The following is an 18,823-nucleotide window of genomic DNA, read 5'->3' on the forward strand; positions in this document are numbered from 1 at the left end:
AACGGCTCTGCGGCCTGAAAAAAGCCCGGTGGCGCTAACGCTTACCGGGCCTACATGGGCGAGAACGCCGCGACAGCTTAAATCACACCTTGCCCAATCATCGCATCCGCCACTTTCACGAACCCGGCGATATTCGCGCCACGCACGTAGTTGGTTTGTGATGCTTCTCCACCGAATTCCACGCAGGAGTGGTGAATATCCAGCATGATGTGGTGCAGACGCGCATCCACTTTTTCCGCCTTCCAGCCCAGACGCGCGGCGTTTTGCGCCATCTCCAGACCCGAGGTTGCCACGCCGCCTGCATTCGCGGCTTTGCCTGGTGCAAACAGCACGCCAGCTTCCAGGAACAGGTCGGTTGCGGCGATGGTTGTTGGCATGTTTGCCCCTTCGGCAACGGCTTTCACACCGTTGGCGATAAGGGTACGCGCGGCGTCCACGTCCAGTTCGTTCTGGGTCGCGCACGGCAGGGCGATATCCACCGGCACTGCCCATGGCTGCTTGCCTTCGAGGTAGGTCAGGCCAAACTCACGGGCATAATCCGCCACGCGACCGTCGCGGCTGGCTTTAATTTCGCAGAGACGCGCCAGCTTTTCAGCCGTAAAGCCTGCTTCGTCGACCACAGTCCCGCTGGAATCGGAGGCAGTAACAACCCGCGCGCCAAACTGCATCGCTTTTTCGATAGCGTACTGCGCCACGTTACCGGAACCAGAGACCGCAACACGCATCCCTTCAAACCCCAGGCCATGACGTTTCAGCATGGCTTCGGTGAAATAGACCAGCCCGTAACCGGTGGCTTCCGGGCGGATCAGGCTGCCGCCGAAAGAGAGGCCTTTACCGGTAAACACGCAGGCGCTGTTATTGGAGAGTTTCTTCATCATCCCGGCCATAAAGCCCACTTCACGGCCACCCACGCCGATATCACCTGCCGGAACATCGGTGTCCGGGCCCAGATGACGATACAGCTCGGTCATTAATGCCTGGCAAAAACGCATCACTTCGCCTTCGCTTTTGCCTTTAGGATCGAAATCGCTGCCGCCTTTGCCGCCACCCATAGGCAGCGTGGTCAGGGCGTTCTTAAAGGTCTGTTCGAAGCCGAGGAATTTCAGAATGGATAAGTTAACGGACGGGTGGAAGCGCATCCCGCCCTTAAACGGACCAATTGCCGAGTTAAACTGCACGCGCCACGCGCGGTTAACCTGCACCTGATTGCGATCGTCAACCCAGGTCACGCGGAACTGAATCACACGCTCCGGCTCGACCAGGCGCTCAAGCAGAGACATCTGGCGATAACGCGGGTTTTCTTCAAGGAATGGCCACAGGGTGGTCATGACTTCACGAACGGCCTGAGCAAACTCGCTCTGGTGCGGATCGCGCTGTTGAACGTGGGCAAGAAAAGTTTCCAGAGAGCGTGTCTGATCCATAGATATAAGAACCTCTTATTTTAATTTATGTGTGTTGCGTAGACGTTTTATGACGTTTTTTTGACTATATCACCCGCACCGCTTTGTGAGGCAAGCAGAAATTTCCCCCTAAAGGGAAATTCATCATCGCGTCCGGGTCATAACAAAAAACGATGACGAGAGAAATTAAAGGTTCTGCCGGGTTTACCGTTATAGTCATTATCAGGAGACAACAGGAAGAGACTTCTATGAACCGTTATGTGATGACCGCTTTGTTTGCCCTTTTATCCGCAGGCGCACAGGCCGACCGAATTCGCCCGGATGTGCAGGTGAATGTCCCGCCGGAGGTATTCAGCTCCAGCGGCCAAAGTACGCAGCCCTGCAACCAGTGTTGTATCTATCAGGATCAGAACTATTCAGAAGGGGCAGTGGTGAAGGCCGACGGTGTGCTGTTGCAGTGTCAGCGTGATGAACGGGCCGTCAGCACAAATCCGCTGGTCTGGCGTCGCGTAAAAGGATAAAGGCGTTAAGCAGTGGGATATCCGCAGGCGCTAAGGCATAGGCTAGCGCCTCCTGCGGCGTACACCACACCAGCGCACTGTGGTAATGTGCCGTCAGCTCACCGCTGAATGAAGGGACATGCCAGGCATGAAGGTGAATAAGCCGGCCGGAGACTTCTCGCTGGTGGCTTGCCACATAACGTGCAGGCTCAGCGTTAATGCCTAACTCTTCGCGTAATTCGCGGACAAGCGCCTCAGGCTGCGTTTCTCCGGCTTCCACTTTCCCGCCGGCAAATTCCCACATACCGGGCTGATCGGCATGGGGTGGGCGCTGCGCAAGTAAAATTTTGCCCTCTTTTTCAAGAATGGCTGCCACTACATCGATGGTTTTCAGCATGGTCGTCAATAATTGATAACGAAAAACGACATATTATCGTGCCCTTTCAAAGAGTCCAGCCATCAGGAGAGTCAGGTGAAAGAGACACCCGCCTGGGTAGCCCCCTTAAAAAACCTTCCCGTCAGTTTAAAACCGATCGCAGCGATGCAGAAAAAACACTACGGCGCGGTGCTGAACCCCACCCGCTGGTGGGGACGAATGCCGCGACTATTCTGGCTGGTAGCCCTGTTTGTGGGGTTTCTGGAGCGTCGTGATGCGCGCCTGAGCCCTGTGCTGCGCTCCCTGCTGATGACGCGAGTCTCTCAGATTTGCCATTGTGATTTCTGCATTGATGCCAATAGTCTGCGTCTGGCCGAGCGCTGCGGGGCGATGGATAAAGTGCAGGCGGTGAGTAACTGGCATGAAGCCGACATGTTCAGTGAAGAGGAGCGCGTGGCGCTTGCCTATGCCGAAGCAGTCACTGCCACGCCGCCGCAGGTGGATGAGGCCATAAAAATGCAGCTCAAATGCCATTACACCGATGAGGCGATCGCTGAGATGACGGCGTTAATTGCGTTTCAGAACTTATCCGCACGTTTTAATGCCGCGCTGGATATCCCGGCGCAGGGGCTTTGCGCCACGTTCAAAGGGAAACCTGATGCTTGATCGACACCTGCATCCGCGCGTGAAACCGGCGCTGAACCAGCTTGCAGCGTTGCTCGACAGACCATTTATCTCCCCGGACGGGTTAACGCTGGCGGGGTTTGCCATTGGGGTGCTGGCGCTGCCTTTTCTGGCGCTGAACAGCTACCTGGCGGCGCTGGTCGCCATTGCGCTCAATCGCCTGCTGGACGGGCTTGACGGCGCACTGGCGCGACGCCGCGAGTTGAGTGACGCAGGCGGGTTTCTGGATATCGCGCTCGATTTTCTTTTCTACGCGCTGGTGCCGTTTGGCTTTGCGCTGGCAGCACCTGCGGAAAATGCGCTGGCGGCGGCCTGGCTGTTGTTTGCTTTTATGGGCACGGGCAGCAGTTTTCTGGCGTTTGCGGCACTGGCTGCAAAACACAATATTGATAACCCTGGCTATGCACACAAGTCGTTTTACTACATTGGTGGCTTAACGGAAGGGACGGAGACAATTGCACTGTTCGTGTTGTGCTGTCTGTTTCCGGCGCATTTTTCACTTTTCGCCTGGGTATTTGGCGCGTTGTGCTGGCTTACCACTACAACGCGCATCTGGAGCGGTTACGTGACGTTAAAATCGCTCACCCGTTAACGCGAACTTTCCGGCCCGCGCTCCCCGGTGGAAACCGGGTTTTGCGGGTGGCTGCTCCATTCATACCAGCCGCCATCGTAAACGGAGACGTTTTTCCAGCCCATTGCCCGTGCGTACATAAAGGCCTCGGACGCCCGCCAGCCGGTACCACAGTAGAATGCAACCTGCTGTTCTGGCAGGATATTCCACGTTTTCCACATCGCGGTAATATCGTCGGCGCTACGCATGGTGCCGTCCGGGTTATGGAAGTCTTCCATGTGTGTGGCATCACTGCCGGCATGGCCCCAGCGCGCACCGGCGATTTCACCTTTTGGCTTAATGTAGCTGTAGCCGCTGGTGACACCGGTGAACTCAGGCCAGGAACGGATACTGACCAGCGAAGCATCCTGACGATGCAACATTCCGCGGGCTTGTTCCATATCGACCATCAACTGCGGCTGGCCGGGTACCGGTGCGCCAAAGTCGGGGGCGGGTTTCACGTCGGCTGGCGTACCTCGTTCAACAGGCAGCCCGGCGTCTGACCAGGTTTTCCAGCCGCCGTCCAGAATGCGCACATCCTTCACCCCCGCGTAGAGCATGATCTGCGCAACGCGTGCGGCGGCATAGACGTCACGGCCGTAGAGGATCACCGTGGTGTCGTGGCGGATCCCGTGTTTGGCCAGCATCGCTTTGAGTTTGTCATCAGAGACTTTATTCCACAGCGGCTCGCTTTCAACCTCATTGGTATCAATGTAGCCTGCACCCGGAATATGGCTCAGCAGGTAGTATTTTGGTGCTCCCCAGCCCGCTTCAAGCACTTTCCAGTCTCCCGAAGGGGCGGCAACAACCGACTTTTTCTGCTGTAACTGATGCAACCACTGCGGGTAAACCAGTTGCCCGAAGTGCGGTAAACGTTGCAGGCGATCAGCGGTTTGCAGCGCATCGCTTAACAGTGAGATACGGCGATATCCGGCTTTTTCCAGGCGCGCCTGTATTGCCTTGTTGTCGGCATCGCTGCCGTACAGCGCGATTGCCGTTTCAGGCGTGAGCTGGTGCTGCTTCGCCCAGCTGGCAAGTTGCTCGTCGCTCATTGCGACAAGCCAGGAGGCAGAGAGGTTAAGCGCCGCAGGTTCATGCCCGGATGTGCCGGTCAGGGTTTGCGGCCAGCCGTTGTAGAACGCACTGGCGCGGGTATCGATCACCGCGCCATGCTGTTGCTGGATCTGTGCCAGAGTAAGGGAGTGGGGCATCTCAGCCGCCAGAGAGGACATTGAAGCGAGGCCGCAAAGCAGGGCCAGCGCAGTCAGTTGAGAAACACGTTTCATCGAAAAGCCTGACGTCAGTAAAAGAGGGGCTCATTGTTATCTCACCTGAAACAGAAAACATTGCGTTAGCACAGGGCCGGGGCGTTTATTGCCAGCGAGAAAGCTGGATAACGTCACCCCCGGGCGGGATATCCTCTTCATCATGCGTGACCAGCACTACCGGAATATTGCGCGCACGAACGGCATCGAAAACCCAGGCCCGAAACGATGCGCGTAGCGTTTTATCAAGACGACTGAAGGGTTCGTCCAGCAGCAGCGCCTGCGGTTGCGCGAGCAAAGCGCGCAGCAGGCTCACCCTGGCGCGCTCTCCACCAGAAAGCGTTGCCGGATCGCTGGCGTAGTGTCCGGCCAGCCCCGCAGAGTGCAGCGCATGTTGTACGTCGTCATTGCGCCGTTGTCCGGTAATTTGCGCAGGCAGGGCCAGCATCAGGTTTTGTCCCACGCTAAAGCTGTCAAACAGCAGGGCATCCTGAAATAAAATCCCCAGCCCGCGCTTTTCGACCGGAAGCGTGTCGCAGCGTTTTTCATCCAGCCACAGCTCGCCCTGAGCGTTAAAATCCGCAGACAGTGCGCCGATCATCCAGGAAAATAGCGTGGATTTACCGCTGCCGGATGGCCCCATCAGCGTCACGATCTCTCCGCGCGGCACGCTGAAGTTAACCTTGCGAAAAAGCGGCTCGATGGTGAGATTGTTCACGCTCAGCATTAACGTAGTCCTTGTCGGTAGCGGCCCGCAAGCCGGGATAAGAGTGCGGCAATACCAAAGAGTGTGCCCGTCAGTAAAAGCAGACCAAGCGCGCGGTTAGCGAGAATGGCTGGGCTGCCACCGCTGCTGAGCGCTACAGCCTCTGTCGTGAGCGTGGCAAAGCGTCCGGTACCCACCCACAGGGTAGGCATGTACTGCGCCATGCTGACGGAAAACCCCGTCGCGATGGCAAGTAACGCCGGGCGAGCCAGCAGCGGGCATTTGACTAACCAGAAAATTTTAGCGCGCGACCAGCCCAGCGTTCTGGCAATCAGTATGAGTCGCGGGTCAATTCTGCGCCAGGCGGGCTGAAGCACCAGCAACATCCAGGGCACGACCCAGAGCAAATGACTCCACAGGACGGCGGCATACTGCCCGTCGATCCCGAGTTGCAACGCAACAAGGTATTGCCCGAACACCAGCGGTAATGCCGGAAGCGCCAGCGGGAGCCAGATCCAAAAGGCTCCACGTTGCGGCCGCCATTCCAGCCACAGCACGAGAACGATCAGCGCCAGCAGGCTGGATGCCATGCCCAGAGATAAACTCGTGGCGTAAGGCGCGAGGGCGGTATCACTGCCCCTGGCAACTAAAACCAGCACCAGCGTACAAAACAGCCCGCAGCCGGGCACTAACCAGCCGAGCGTTTTGACCGGCACAGCATGGTGGCTGCTATGACGAACGCCGCTGACATCCGGCAACGTTCGACGCCACAGTTTCCAGATGCCCAGCCCGGCCGCGGCCAGGATCGCCAGCAGCAACAGTAACAGCAGGCATAATAACGTCCCTCTGATTTGCTGTTCAGCGTCACCCTGGTTCAGCCACTGCCAGGCCAGCACCGCAAGCGTCGGGGGATTCCCGGGCCCGAGCACGATGGCCACATCAACAACCGATAGTGACCATGCCAGCACGGCAAGCATCACGGCACCCAGCGCGGGAGCAATGACCGGAAGAACAAGCCAGTACAGGCGCTGAATACGCCCGTAGCCAAAGCTCTGTAAGACCACATTTTGCTGCGCCAGCTGTTTTTCCGGCAACACGGCGTAAATGGCCCACAGGACGAACGCACTCTCTTTGATCGCGAGCGTCAGCCCTAATCCGATACCTGCGCTGTCCTGCTGGGGTGATAAAAAAGTAACGTACTGATAAAACAGCCCACCTTCTGCAAAAACCAGCAGGGCGCTGGTGGCGAAGGCAACGTGAGGTATAGCCAGCATCCACGGCAGGCGTGTGCTTAACTGATGCCAGCGCTTGCCAGGCCAGAGGGCGGCAACCAGGCCCAGGGCGATAAACAGTGAGCCTGCCGTGGCAATCAGGGTCGATACCAGCGTGGCGATAAATGCCTGGGGCAACTGAGGGTCATTCAGCAGGGATTGCCAGTTGGCGACAGAAAACGCTGGCGTTATCAGCATCACGCCAGCCGGGAACAGCGGCACATAAATGACCGCCATTGCCAGCCAGACACAGCCGCTCAGCGCGTGCCGTAGCGGCGCAGCCATTCCTGCTCCAGCGCATTAACCCAGGCGGCGTGCGGCTCAGCCAGCATATTTGGTAGCCCGGCGATGGTGTGGGCGTTCAGCTGTGCTGCTTCGGCCGCCGGTAATTTCCGGGCATCCAGTACGCTCGGGTCGCCCCAGATGGCGGGATCGGCTTTACGCGTCTGTGCGGCGGGGGAAAGCAGGAAGTTAGCCACCACTTTCGCGCCCGCACTGGCCGAGGAGTTTGCCGGGATAGCAACAAAATGGACGTTGCCAATCATCCCGCTCTCAAAGCCAAAGCTGTAGCTGTCGGCAGGCAGCTCACCGCTGGCCACTTTTTGCCGGGCGTGAGCGGGGTTAAACGTCAGCGACAGATTCAGGTTACCGCTGGCGAGCAGCGCATCCATACGTGCCGGTGAGGGCGGAAAATCCTTCCCTTCACGCCACAGCAGTGGATGCAGTGTATCGAGATAGCGCCACAGCGGGGCGGTCACTTCGGCAAAAGTGCGTTTATCCGGCGCGGTTTTTAGCGCATCCGGCTGGGTGGTAAGCGTCAGCAGAAGCTGTTCAAGAAAGGCGGTGCCGGTAAAATCGGGCGGGCGCGGATAGGTGACTTTGCCGGGATGACTTTTGGCATATTCCAGCAACGCCTGCGGATCGCGCAGCGACGCCGGGGTGCTTGTATGACGAGCGATAAAGGTCAGCTGTGCGCCGCCCCAGGGGGATTCTGCGCCGTCTGTGGCAATGGAAAAGTCTTCCGTTACCGGCTTGCGGGTATCCACAAATCGCCACGCAGGGAGCGTTTGCGCCCACTGGGTTTGCAGTAAACCGGCCTCTTTTAAGGTGCGGAAATTTTCACCGTTCACCCACAGAAGATCGACCGACCCGTTGGTTTCCCGCCCGGCGGCATGTTCGGTCTGGATACGTTTAACCGCATCGGCCGCATCCGCCTGGTGGACGATTTTCAGGTCGATGGCGTAGTGCGATTTCATCTCGCCGCTTACCCAGTCGAGGTAGCGGTTCACCGCCGGGTCGCCGCCCCAGGCATTAAACCAGACGGTTTGCCCGCGGGCCTGGTGTTGGATGTCTTGCCAGCTATCCGCGGCAAAGGATGAGCTTGCCAGCAGCAGGCCTGTCAGAAACGCGCAAAAACGCACACGGCGCATAATGCCTCCCTGTTTAATGCAAAGAGTGAAAGTAGCGAGAAAACAGCCAGCGAGTGACCAGCGGTAATAACCCCAGTAGTGTAAAGGCGATTATCATTCCCGGCGACAGAATATCGCGCAGGGAGGTCAGTTTTCCCAGCTCGCGTCCGGCATTAAGAAAGATAGCCGTGGCGGGCAGCATGGCAAGCTGGCTTACCCACCAGTAACGCCACACGCCAAGACGGGTCAACCCGGCGAGCAAGTTGACCACGAAAAAGGGGAACAGCGGCATCAGGCGAAGCGCAAAAAGGTAATAAGCACCATCGCGGTTCATCCCAGTATTAACGGTATTCATCTGTTGAGAAAAGCGCTGCTGCACCCAGTCGCGAAGCAGATAACGGCTTACCAGCATTGCCAGTGTGGCGCCAAGCGTGGACGCAAACGAAACCAGCACAATCCCTTGCCATAGGCTGAACAGCGCACCACCCAGTAACGTCAGAATGGCCGCCCCGGGAATAGACAGAGCAGATACCACCACATACACCGCGAAATAGAGTGCCGCGCTTTGCCACGGGGAGTGTGCAACCGTGGCCTGCAACGCCTGGTGATGGGTTCGTACTGAATCGAGGGAAAGCATTTCCGGCGGCAGAAAGGAAAATGCCAAAACAAAGGCGCCCAGAAGGGCGCACAGGAAGAGGATTTTTCGAATGTTCACATGCAGTTACAGTTTGAATTTAGCCCACACCGGCGCGTGGTCAGACGGTTTTTCCATACTGCGGATGTCATAATCGATACCGGTTTCAACGCAGCGATCGGCCAGCGGAGAGCTTGCCAGCAGCAGGTCTATACGCAGACCACGGTTGTCATCAAAACCTTTGGAGCGGTAGTCAAACCATGAGAAGCGATCCTGTGCTTCCGGGTTAGCCGCACGGAAGGTATCTACCAGGCCCCAGTCCATCAGACGCTGCATCCACTCGCGCTCTTCCGGCAGGAAAGAACATTTCCCGGTGCGCAGCCAGCGTTTACGGCTGTCTTCGCCGATCCCGATATCCAGATCCGTAGGGCTGATGTTCACATCACCCATAATCAACACCGGGTTGGTCTTGTTTAACTCGGTGTTCAGATAATCCTGTAAGTCCTGATAAAACTTCGCTTTAGCCGGGAACTTGGTTGGGTGGTCACGGCTTTCTCCCTGCGGGAAATAGCCATTGATCACCGTGATATTTCCCAGCGGAGAGGGGATCTCCGCCATGATGATCCGGCGCTGGGCTTCTTCATCATCACCCGGGAAGCCGCGACGTACGGAAACCGGCGTTTCTTTGGTCAGCAGCGCGACGCCATAATGGCCTTTTTGCCCGTGATAGAAGACGTTGTAACCCAGTTTTGCTACCTCTTCGAGAGGGAACATATCGTCGTGAACTTTTGTCTCCTGTAGGCCAATCACATCCGGTTGATGTTGCTCAACGATGGCTTCCAGTTGGTGAGGGCGGGCACGCAGGCCGTTGATATTAAAAGAGACAAATTTCATAGTCGCTGCCAATGCAAGGTGAATAGTGCATGGATGGTAGCAGAATTTGGCGCATCTGTTACCGGGTATGACCAATAACTGCGACAGATAATGCCAACGGTGCAAAATTTGCACCATTCCAACGCGTCACGCCCTCAAACGGTGCGTAAATGGCAAATAAATTTCGCTGGCGATCACAATTCCAGAATTATATTTGGCCTGTGAATAGTCTTTCACGTTTTCGTTCGGCAAACCGCCGCTTATCGTAAAAATATTCACTTTTTATGCAATAACAGTGAATAACTCCATATCGTAACTTGTTGATATTCTGTCATCTCATCCCTTTTATGCACTTTTATCGCTGGCTGGCACGAACTCTGCAATCTACATTCACAGTGCAAACACTCAATTATTTAACATTTAAACAACCTTTTATTTACCGGATGAGGTCGCTATGTCTCTGTCAATTACGCGTGAAAATTTCGATGAATGGATGATGCCGGTTTACGCTCCGGCGGCTTTTATTCCGGTTCGTGGGGAAGGCTCGCGCCTGTGGGATCAGCAGGGCAAAGAGTATATCGACTTTGCGGGCGGGATTGCGGTAAACGCGCTGGGCCATGCGCACCCGGCGCTGCGTCAGGCGCTGAACGATCAGGCGGCGAAGTTCTGGCACACCGGTAACGGCTATACCAACGAGCCTGCGCTGCGTCTGGCGAAAAAATTGATTGATGCCACCTTTGCAGAAAAAGTCTTTTTCTGTAACTCCGGGGCAGAAGCCAACGAAGCGGCGCTGAAGCTGGCGCGTAAATATGCCCATGATAAATTCGGCGCGCATAAGAGCGGTATTGTCGCCTTTAAGAACGCCTTCCACGGCCGCACGCTCTTTACGGTGAGCGCGGGCGGTCAGCCGTCCTATTCGCAGGATTTTGCGCCACTGCCGCCGGATATCCGCCACGCCATTTACAACGATCTGCAATCCGCCGCAGAGCTGATTGACGATACCACCTGTGCGGTGATTGTTGAGCCGATGCAGGGCGAAGGCGGCGTGCTTCCGGCGCAAAAAGCCTTCCTGCAAGGGCTGCGTGAGCTGTGCGATCGTCATAACGCCGTGCTGATTTTCGATGAAGTGCAGACCGGGGTTGGCCGTACCGGCGAGCTGTATGCCTATATGCACTACGGCGTGACGCCGGACGTACTCTCTACCGCTAAAGCGCTGGGCGGTGGCTTCCCTGTCGGGGCGATGCTGACTACCGATAAATTCGCCAGCGTGATGACAGTGGGCACCCACGGGACCACCTACGGCGGTAACCCGCTGGCCTCTGCTGTGGCCGGTCAGGTACTGGATATCATCAATACGCCAGAAGTGCTCAATGGCGTGAAGCAGCGCCATGACTGGTTTGTTGAGCGTCTGAATGCCATCAACAGCAAGACGGGTTTGTTTAAAGAGATCCGCGGTCTGGGGCTGTTAATTGGCTGCGAACTCACGCCGGAATTTGCCGGAAAAGCTAAACTTATTTCACAGGAAGCAGCAAAAATGGGCGTGATGGTGCTGATTGCCGGTGCCAACGTGGTGCGGTTTGCCCCTGCGCTTATCGTCAGCGAAGAAGAGGTTAAAACCGGTTTAGACCGTTTTGCGCTGGCCTGTGAACATGTGAAGTCCGGGGTGTCATCATGATGGTCATCCGTCCCGTTGAGCGTGGCGATCTCGCCGGGCTCATGCTGCTTGCCGGAAAGACGGGAGGCGGGTTGACCTCGCTTCCTGCTGATGAAAAAACGCTGTCGGCGCGCATTGAGCGCGCCCTGCATACCTGGCAGGGGACGTTGCCAAAAAGCGAACAGGGCTATGTGTTCGTGCTGGAAGATACTGAAACGGGAACCGTTGCCGGGATTTGTGCCATCGAGGTAGCCGTCGGGCTCAACGATCCGTGGTACAACTACCGCGTTGGTACCATGGTTCATGCATCGAAAGAGCTGAACGTCTATAACGCGCTGCCAACGCTCTTTCTCTGTAATGACCACACCGGCGCCAGCGAGCTTTGCACTCTGTTCCTGGATCCGGCCTGGCGCAAAGAGGGTAACGGGTATCTGCTGTCGAAATCGCGCTTTATGTTTATGGCCGCGTTTCGCGATCGTTTTAATGAAAAAGTGGTTGCCGAGATGCGCGGCGTTATCGATGACAAAGGGTATTCCCCGTTCTGGGAAAGCCTGGGCGAGCGCTTTTTCTCAATGGAGTTCAGCCGTGCGGATTATCTGTGCGGCACCGGGCAGAAAGCCTTTATTGCCGAACTGATGCCTAAACATCCTATTTATACCCATTTCCTGAGCCCCGAAGCGCAGGCGGTGATCGGCGAAGTGCATCCGCAAACTGCGCCTGCCCGCGCGGTGCTTGAGAAAGAAGGTTTCCGCTACCGCAACTATGTGGACATCTTCGACGGTGGGCCAACGCTTGAGTGCGATATCGATCGGGTTCGTGCGATCCGTAAAAGCCGTCTCGTGGGCGTTTCTGAAGGCCAGCCCGCACCGGGTGAGTGGCCAGCCTGCCTGGTAGCCAATGAGCACTATGACAATTTCCGCGCCATGCTGGTCCACACTAACCCGAAATGTGAACGTCTGGTGCTGACACCAGCTCAGCTGGATGCCCTGAAATGTAATGCCGGCGACACGGTTCGCCTGGTGAGACTCTGCCCTGAGGAGAAAACAGCATGAGTTTATGGATTAATGGTGACTGGGTAACGGGCGAAGGCGAACAACGCGTTAAAACCAATCCGGTGGGCAAAGAGGTGCTATGGCAGGGGAACGATGCCAGCACCGCACAGGTGGAACAGGCCTGTAAAGCGGCCAGACGCGCGTTCCCGGCCTGGGCCAGGCAGCCCTTTACCGTGCGCCAGGCGATAGTTGAGAAATTTGCCACGCTGCTCGACGCCAACAAAGCTGAGCTGACCCGCATTATTGCATCGGAAACCAGTAAACCACGCTGGGAAGCCGCCACTGAAGTCACGGCGATGATCAATAAAATTGCCATTTCAGTGAAGGCTTACCATACCCGTACCGGTGAGCAACAGACAGAGATGCCGGATGGTGCGGCCACCCTGCGCCACCGTCCGCACGGTGTGCTGGCGGTGTTTGGACCGTACAACTTCCCGGGCCATCTGCCGAATGGACACATTGTGCCTGCGCTGCTGGCGGGCAATAGCGTGATTTTTAAACCCAGCGAGTTAACGCCGCTGACCGGTGAAGCCGTGGTCAAACTCTGGGAGCAGGCTGGCCTGCCGCCAGGTGTGCTGAACCTGGTGCAGGGCGGACGTGAAACGGGCCAGGCGCTGAGCGCACTTAGCGATATCGACGGCTTGCTGTTTACCGGCAGCGCCGGAACCGGGTATCAGCTGCATCGCCAGCTGGCGGGGCAGCCGGAGAAAATCCTTGCGCTGGAAATGGGCGGTAACAACCCGCTGATTGTTGAAGATCCCGATGATATTGATGCCGCAGTGCATCTCACCATTCAGTCCGCCTTTATTACCGCCGGGCAGCGCTGCACCTGTGCGCGTCGTCTGCTGGTAAAACGTGGTGCGCAGGGTGATGCATTCCTGAAACGTCTGGTTGAAGTCACGGCACGTCTGGTGCCCGCAAAATGGGATGCCGATCCGCAGCCGTTTATTGGCGGATTGATCTCCGAGCAGGCGGCGCTGAACGTGCTGAAAGCCTGGCAGGATCACGTGGCGCGTGGGGCGAAAACGCTGCTGGAGCCGAAGCAGGTGCAGGCGGGTGCTTCGCTGTTAACGCCGGGCATTATTGAGATGAGTGGCGCGAGCAACGTACCGGATGAAGAGGTCTTTGGCCCGCTGCTGTGCGTCTGGCGTTATGACAATTTTGACAGCGCCATTGTGATGGCGAATAACACCCGTTATGGCCTGTCGAGCGGATTGATTTCCCCGCAGCGGGAAAAATTTGACCAGTTGCTGCTGGAAGCGCGAGCCGGGATTGTGAACTGGAATAAACCGCTTACCGGCGCGGCAAGTACCGCACCGTTTGGTGGCGTGGGTGCATCGGGTAACCATCGTGCGAGCGCGTGGTATGCCGCAGATTATTGCGCGTGGCCGATGGCTAGCCTTGAAACACCCGCGCTGACGCTGCCGGAAACGTTGAACCCGGGTCTGGATTTTACGCAGGGGAATGGCCATGAAAGCGCGTGAAGTTAACTTTGACGGGCTGGTGGGGCTTACGCACCACTACGCCGGGCTGTCGTTTGGCAATGAGGCCTCGACAAAGCACCGTTTTCAGGTTTCTAACCCGAAGCTGGCGGCAAAGCAGGGGCTTCTGAAAATGAAAGCGCTGGCGGATGCCGGGTTCCCGCAGGCGGTGATCCCGCCGCAGGAGCGCCCGAACGTGCCGGTATTGCGTCAGCTGGGGTTCAGCGGCAGTGATGAACAGGTTATCGAGAAGGCCGGGACGCAGGTGCCTTATCTGCTCTCCGCCGCCAGTTCTGCATCTTCGATGTGGGTGGCGAATGCCGCAACCGTTGCGCCTTCAGCGGATACACTGGATGGTAAAGTGCATCTGACCGTTGCAAACCTGAATAACAAATTCCATCGCGCCACTGAAGCGGAAACCACCGAGCGTGTCCTGCGCGCCATTTTTAGCCATGATGCGCATTTTAGTGTGCACCCGGCGCTGCCGCAGGTGGCGATGTTTGGTGATGAAGGCGCCGCTAACCACAATCGCCTGGGCGGGGATTACGGTGAGCCGGGTCTGCAACTCTTTATCTACGGGCGTGAAGAGGGCGGCGGTACGGCGCCGTCTCGCTATCCGGCGCGTCAGACGCTGGCCGCAAGCCAGGCGGTAGCACGGCTGAACCAGGTTAACCCGCAGCAGGTGATTTTTGCCCAGCAAAACCCGCATGTTATCGATCAGGGCGTGTTCCATAACGACGTGATTGCCGTCTCTAACCGCCAGGTATTGTTCTGCCATGAACAGGCGTTTGCGCATCAGGACAAACTCCTGGCCACGCTGCATGAACGCGTGCCCGGCTTTATGCCGGTGCAGGTGCCAACGGACGCGGTAAGTGTGCAGGATGCTGTCGAAACCTACCTCTTTAATAGCCAGCTGTTGAGCCGGGATGACGGCAGTATGGTGCTGGTGCTGCCGCAAGAGTCGCGCAATCACGCCGGCGTGTGGCGTTATCTGAGCGAACTGGTGAAGGCGGATAACCCTATCGATGAATTGCGGGTCTTTGACCTGCGTGAAAGCATGGCAAATGGCGGTGGGCCGGCATGTCTGCGTCTGCGGGTGGTATTGACCCCGCAGGAGATGCAGGCGGTTAACCCTGCGGTAGTGATGAATGAAACGCTGTTTAACACCCTGAATAACTGGGTGGACAGATACTACCGCGACAGGTTAACGCAGGCTGATCTGGTCGACCCACAACTGTTGCGTGAAGGGCGTGAGGCGCTGGATGACCTCACCACGATTCTGCACCTGGGCTCTGTTTACCCGTTCCAGCGTTAAAGGAGCTGTTATGGAGAATTTACTGGCGCTGACGCTGGCGGACGAAACACCCGATCAGCATGAAGGTGACGGCCCCTCGTTCCACTGGCGGTGGCTGGGGCGGGGTGTTCTTGAACTGACACCGCAGGAGGTAAGCGAGCGGTCACTGGTGCTCTCCTGCGGAATTCATGGCAACGAAACTGCGCCGGTTGAGATTGTCGATTTGTTGTTACACGCGCTGTATCGCGGTGATGTCGCCCTGCATTGTCGGCTACTGGTGGTATTAGGAAACCCCCAGGCGCTGGCGCAAAACAAACGTTATGTCGTGAGCGACATTAACCGGATGTTTGGTGGCCGCTGGTCGCAGTTCCCGCAAAGTGATGAAACCGACCGTGCGCAGTGGCTGGAAAATGTGGTGACAGACTTTTTCGCCACTGCCGGGGAAAACCGCTGGCATCTCGATCTGCATACGGCGATCCGCGCTTCATACCATGTGCGATTTGGCGTTTTACCGCAGCGTAATCAGCCGTGGGATGAAGAATTCCTGACCTGGCTGGGCGATGCGGGCCTGGAGGCGCTGGTATTCCATCAGTCGCCTGGCGGGACCTTTACCCACTTCACCTGTGATAATTTTGGCGCGCTGTCCTGTACGCTGGAGCTGGGCAAAGCGCTGCCGTTTGGCCAGAACGATCTCTCACGTTTTGCCCCTACGCATCTGGCGCTGCGGGCGTTGCTGGGAGGAACGTCGCCAGAACATTGCCAGGAACATGTTGAGCGCTATCGGGTGGTGCAGCAGATCACGCGGCGCAGCGATGCGTTTCAGCTGCACATGGCCGCGCACACGCTAAACTTCACGCCGTTTCGTCAGGGGGTTTTACTGGCAGAGGATGGCGATGAGCGTTATGAAGTACATGAGAAAACAGAGTATGTGCTGTTTCCAAACCCGTCCGTGGCATTTGGCCTGCGGGCAGGGTTGATGCTGGAGAAAATGCGTTAATACCGTTGCGGCCCATAGCAGCAGGCTGCGGGCCGCAGTCCTGATGAGTTATTTTCACTGCCACTAACAAACTTATTTTCTTAGCTATTATTGCGGAGTGCCGTTTTTTGCAGATTATTCCTGGTTAATTGCTTTTAAAATAATCATCGATTGTATATACTCCTTCATAATCCCTTTAAAATCACTGTGTTGTATATTTTCGTTTCAACTCTCCATGCTTTATCCTTAATTTCTCCACATTTGGCGATAATTTGTTTTTTACACTTTCATTGTTTTACCGTTGCTCTGACTTATTGACGATAAACCCCGTAAAGTTAATCTCGTCAACACGGCATAGCGCCGAAGAATAACTGAAAGTAAGGAAATAAATTATGCGTAAGTTAACTGCACTGTTTGTTGCTTCTACCCTGGCTCTGGGCGCTACCAGCATGGCGTTCGCCGCAGATACCGCGACCACCACGACTGCCGCACCAACCGAAGGCAAAATGATGATGCATCATAAAGGCAAGCCGGGGATGCACCACGACATGATGTTTAAAGACCTGAACCTGACCGATGCACAGAAACAGCAGGTTCGCGACATCATGAAAAGCCAGCGTGACCAGATGAAACGTCCGCCGCTGGAAGAACGCCGCGCGATGCATGACATCATCGCCAGCGACAGCTTCGATAAAGCGAAAGCCGAAGCGCAAATCGACAAAATGGCTGAGCAGCACAAAGCCGGAATGCTGGCTCGCATGGAAACTCAGAACAAGATCTACAACATTCTGACGCCGGAACAGAAAAAACAATTTAATGCCAATTTTGAGAAGCATCTGACAGAACGCCCGGCGCCGGAAGGTAAAATGCCAGCACCAACCGAATAATCGGTTCAACATCTTAAGACCGCCGGGATCCTGTCCACAAAAGCGCAAACGCTGTGGACAGGACCGGCGGTTTTTTCTTTTACAGCCTCTTGTCTGCCGCCAGAAGCGCGGTATCCTCCTGTAGTCGCTCCAGAGAATGTTCAGCAGAGTCATGGCGTTATTTTTTTCTTTACGCCCGTCTAAGGCCTGCGCGTTCTGCTGCCGATAATACGTCTGTGAGTTCCCAACGATAACAACCAAGAATGCAGCGATAGTGATATTGCTGCCCTGGCACATGTTGTGCCTTTCAGGAGTGGTGATGGAGTTCTTTGATATCCGTAAAATGCCGGTCAGTCTCTGGCGCAATGGTGCCGGCGAGACACGTGAAATTTGCTGTTTTCCTCCCGCGACGCGCGATTTTTCCTGGCGCGCCAGTATTGCAACTATCGCCAGCAACGGCGAATTCTCATCTTTCCCGGGGGTCGACCGGGTCATTACCCTGCTGGAAGGCGGGGAAGTGACGCTGGATGCCGGTCAGGCATTTTGCCATACCCTGAAGCACCACCAGCCCTTTAGCTTCGCGGGCGATCTGCCGGTGAAGGCTCTGCTCAGTGATGGCCAGATGTCGATGGACTTCAACGTCATGACCCGTCGGGATCGCTGTAAGGCGAAAGTGCGTGTGGCCGACCGTACCTTCACCACTTTTGCTTCACGTGGCGGCGTGGCGTTTGTGCTCAGCGGCGCCTGGCAGCTTGGCGATAAACTGCTGACGGCGGATCAGGGCGCCAGCTGGGATGACGGCACGCATACCCTGCGGCTGCTTGAATCCGAAGGCACGCTGCTGTTTGGTGAGATTATCTGGCTGGCAGGTCACTGAGTGAAATAACCTCATACTCGCCGGTGAATAATGGCTTACAGAGAATTTTGTAGCCATCGTGATCGAATCCGGCGGGTATGCGCAGTAATGTTGTCGCGTCGTCTAAACTATCGACCGCCCCCAACCATAGCCAGTTGTGGATGATGTGATATTGCGTCATTCCATCCCCGGTTTCTTTTAGCGCAATGGCGCCTTCCCACGGCCAGCAGGTGATGCTGATGGCCTCCAGCCCGGCAAGAAATCGTGCCTGGTGATCCGCAATACTCTCTTTTCCACAGCAGGCTCCGGCACAGCGCTTCAGCGCGGAGCGGAAACAGGCGCGGCCTCTGGTTGTGGCTTCAAGCCCCAGCAGGCTGTAACAGAGCTGGAGATCGTCAGCCAGCGTCTGCAACGTTTGCTGCGCGGCGCGTTTACTGGCAAACAGACCGTACAGGTTGGGCGTGTGCGCGAAATCGACGTCGCGTGCGTAAACCACCTGCGGCTTGTCGTTGATTACCTGTAAAGAGCAGAGCTGGCGATTGCGGCGCAGGCGTTTATTGAAAAGCGGTTGTTGTTCTTTAATCAGGCGGGCTTCAAGCAGCAGTGCGCCCAGCTCGCCAGCCGTCCGGATAAAGGTGACTCGCCGGGACTGGCGAAGCATTGCTGCCTCATCCGGCGTGCGGAAATGGGACATAACCCGGCTGCGAATATTAACGCTTTTGCCGATATACAGCGGCAGGGTGTCGCTTTCACCGTGAAAGAGATACACGCCTGGCTGTTTCGGTAATGCCTCAAGCCAGGGGCGAAGATGTTCGGGATATTCATAAATTGCCGCCGCTTCAAACTCAAGACGCGGGGCCGATTGACGCCTGCTCACATAGCACTCCGGATACTGTTTATGTATACAGTCTAGCAG

At 56.5% G+C, this 18,823-nt stretch carries 19 protein-coding genes; 10 read left to right on the plus strand and 9 right to left on the minus strand.

What is annotated here, in order from left to right; genetic code table 11:
* Positions 1-77: 77 nt before the first annotated feature.
* The gene (gdhA, locus tag N1249_RS08845; protein ID WP_166716905.1) at positions 78-1,421 is read right to left on the minus strand and encodes an NADP-specific glutamate dehydrogenase; all 1,344 of its coding nucleotides are present in this window, start codon (positions 1,419-1,421) and stop codon (positions 78-80) included.
* A gap of 227 nt (positions 1,422-1,648) precedes the next feature.
* Between gdhA and N1249_RS08850 the strand changes: the two genes are divergently transcribed.
* The gene (locus tag N1249_RS08850; protein ID WP_259836842.1) at positions 1,649-1,921 is read left to right on the plus strand and encodes a YnjH family protein; all 273 of its coding nucleotides are present in this window, start codon (positions 1,649-1,651) and stop codon (positions 1,919-1,921) included.
* Here N1249_RS08850 and N1249_RS08855 read toward each other — a convergent pair.
* Entirely contained in the window at positions 1,881-2,297 is a 417-nt protein-coding gene (locus N1249_RS08855) for a pyrimidine (deoxy)nucleoside triphosphate diphosphatase (protein ID WP_311202549.1), read from the minus strand. The two genes, N1249_RS08850 and N1249_RS08855, sit on opposite strands and share 41 nt — an antisense overlap.
* A gap of 75 nt (positions 2,298-2,372) precedes the next feature.
* Between N1249_RS08855 and N1249_RS08860 the strand changes: the two genes are divergently transcribed.
* Positions 2,373-2,942: a carboxymuconolactone decarboxylase family protein gene (locus N1249_RS08860; protein ID WP_259836844.1), complete on the plus strand. Its 570-nt coding sequence runs from the start codon at positions 2,373-2,375 to the stop codon at positions 2,940-2,942.
* Positions 2,935-3,552, plus strand: coding sequence for a CDP-alcohol phosphatidyltransferase family protein (locus N1249_RS08865; protein ID WP_259836846.1), 618 nt, complete (start codon positions 2,935-2,937; stop codon positions 3,550-3,552). Before N1249_RS08860 ends, N1249_RS08865 begins: the two co-directional genes overlap by 8 nt.
* On the opposite strand, the gene N1249_RS08870 is transcribed toward N1249_RS08865, so the two are convergent.
* The 6 genes from N1249_RS08870 to xthA form a co-directional block, all read right to left on the minus strand.
* On the minus strand, positions 3,549-4,856 hold the full coding sequence (locus N1249_RS08870; protein ID WP_259836848.1) for a sulfurtransferase: 1,308 nt from the start codon (positions 4,854-4,856) through the stop codon (positions 3,549-3,551). The genes N1249_RS08865 and N1249_RS08870 overlap by 4 nt on opposite strands.
* 85 nt (positions 4,857-4,941) lie before the next feature.
* Positions 4,942-5,562 carry an ATP-binding cassette domain-containing protein gene (locus tag N1249_RS08875; protein ID WP_259836851.1) on the minus strand — a complete coding sequence of 207 codons (621 nt, stop codon included), beginning with the start codon at positions 5,560-5,562 and terminating at the stop codon, positions 4,942-4,944.
* A complete protein-coding gene (locus N1249_RS08880) occupies positions 5,562-7,097 on the minus strand; it encodes a thiamine ABC transporter permease (RefSeq protein ID WP_259836853.1) in 1,536 nt (511 codons plus the stop codon). The genes N1249_RS08875 and N1249_RS08880 overlap by 1 nt, the downstream gene beginning before the upstream one ends.
* Positions 7,070-8,233, minus strand: coding sequence for an ABC transporter substrate-binding protein (locus N1249_RS08885; RefSeq protein WP_259838055.1), 1,164 nt, complete (start codon positions 8,231-8,233; stop codon positions 7,070-7,072). Before N1249_RS08885 ends, N1249_RS08880 begins: the two co-directional genes overlap by 28 nt.
* Before the next feature lie 22 nt (positions 8,234-8,255).
* On the minus strand, positions 8,256-8,936 hold the full coding sequence (locus tag N1249_RS08890) for a TVP38/TMEM64 family protein (RefSeq protein WP_259836855.1): 681 nt from the start codon (positions 8,934-8,936) through the stop codon (positions 8,256-8,258).
* Between the two features lie 6 nt (positions 8,937-8,942).
* Positions 8,943-9,749 (minus strand): exodeoxyribonuclease III, encoded by an 807-nt coding sequence (gene xthA / locus N1249_RS08895; RefSeq protein WP_259836857.1) that lies wholly within the window; start codon positions 9,747-9,749, stop codon positions 8,943-8,945.
* Between the two features lie 433 nt (positions 9,750-10,182).
* Between xthA and N1249_RS08900 the strand changes: the two genes are divergently transcribed.
* The 7 genes from N1249_RS08900 (at position 10,183) to ves (ending at position 17,928) form a co-directional block, all read left to right on the plus strand.
* Positions 10,183-11,403, plus strand: a complete 1,221-nt coding sequence (locus N1249_RS08900) for an aspartate aminotransferase family protein (RefSeq protein WP_259836859.1) — start codon at positions 10,183-10,185, stop codon at positions 11,401-11,403.
* Positions 11,400-12,434 (plus strand): arginine N-succinyltransferase, encoded by a 1,035-nt coding sequence (gene astA / locus N1249_RS08905; RefSeq protein ID WP_014069872.1) that lies wholly within the window; start codon positions 11,400-11,402, stop codon positions 12,432-12,434. Before N1249_RS08900 ends, astA begins: the two co-directional genes overlap by 4 nt.
* Positions 12,431-13,918: a succinylglutamate-semialdehyde dehydrogenase gene (astD, locus tag N1249_RS08910; RefSeq protein WP_259836862.1), complete on the plus strand. Its 1,488-nt coding sequence runs from the start codon at positions 12,431-12,433 to the stop codon at positions 13,916-13,918. Before astA ends, astD begins: the two co-directional genes overlap by 4 nt.
* Positions 13,905-15,230: an N-succinylarginine dihydrolase gene (gene astB, locus N1249_RS08915; protein WP_259836864.1), complete on the plus strand. Its 1,326-nt coding sequence runs from the start codon at positions 13,905-13,907 to the stop codon at positions 15,228-15,230. Before astD ends, astB begins: the two co-directional genes overlap by 14 nt.
* A gap of 10 nt (positions 15,231-15,240) precedes the next feature.
* Positions 15,241-16,206: a succinylglutamate desuccinylase gene (gene astE / locus N1249_RS08920; protein ID WP_259836866.1), complete on the plus strand. Its 966-nt coding sequence runs from the start codon at positions 15,241-15,243 to the stop codon at positions 16,204-16,206.
* A 371-nt stretch (positions 16,207-16,577) separates the two neighbouring features.
* The gene (spy, locus tag N1249_RS08925) at positions 16,578-17,072 is read left to right on the plus strand and encodes an ATP-independent periplasmic protein-refolding chaperone Spy (RefSeq protein ID WP_259836868.1); all 495 of its coding nucleotides are present in this window, start codon (positions 16,578-16,580) and stop codon (positions 17,070-17,072) included.
* Between the two features lie 298 nt (positions 17,073-17,370).
* Positions 17,371-17,928: an environmental stress-induced protein Ves gene (ves, locus tag N1249_RS08930; RefSeq protein WP_259836870.1), complete on the plus strand. Its 558-nt coding sequence runs from the start codon at positions 17,371-17,373 to the stop codon at positions 17,926-17,928.
* On the opposite strand, the gene cho is transcribed toward ves, so the two are convergent.
* The gene (gene cho, locus N1249_RS08935; RefSeq protein WP_259836872.1) at positions 17,906-18,784 is read right to left on the minus strand and encodes an excinuclease Cho; all 879 of its coding nucleotides are present in this window, start codon (positions 18,782-18,784) and stop codon (positions 17,906-17,908) included. The two genes, ves and cho, sit on opposite strands and share 23 nt — an antisense overlap.
* Positions 18,785-18,823 lie beyond the last annotated feature (39 nt).

Origin of the sequence: Enterobacter sp. CP102 (assembly GCF_025152625.1) — a bacterium.
GTDB classification, from domain to species: domain Bacteria; phylum Pseudomonadota; class Gammaproteobacteria; order Enterobacterales; family Enterobacteriaceae; genus Enterobacter; species Enterobacter soli.